Origin of the sequence: Psychrobacter sp. 16-MNA-CIBAN-0192 (assembly GCF_040309565.1) — a bacterium.
Classification (GTDB): domain Bacteria; phylum Pseudomonadota; class Gammaproteobacteria; order Pseudomonadales; family Moraxellaceae; genus Psychrobacter.
This window is the reverse complement of the sequence record NZ_JBEOOX010000401.1, coordinates 1-260: the sequence shown is the minus strand read 5'-3', so window position 1 is coordinate 260 and position 260 is coordinate 1. Positions and strand designations below refer to the sequence as shown.

At 49.6% G+C, this 260-nt stretch carries 1 protein-coding gene; it reads left to right on the top strand.

Annotated elements, in window-relative coordinates; all coding sequences use genetic code 11:
* Positions 1 to 260, top strand: a 260-nt coding sequence (locus AAEY78_RS13745) for a PLP-dependent transferase (RefSeq protein ID WP_352339912.1), incomplete at both ends; no start/stop codon positions are given.

Here is a 260-nt window from a genome sequence, read left to right as displayed (position 1 = left end):
GAATGAGCCAGACGTGAGCTATCATGGCGTAAACTTTGTCAAAGACGTGGGCAAAGCGGCGTATATTGCGCGTGCGCGTGTCGCGCCATTACGCAATACGGGAGCCGCTTTGAGTCCGCTGAATGCTTTTGGTATCTTGCAAGGCATTGAGACTTTGAGCTTACGCATGGAGCGCCACGTGCAAAATGCACAAGCTGTCGCAGAATATCTAAAGGGTCATGATAAAGTGGCTTGGATTAAATATGCTGGCTTGTCTGATC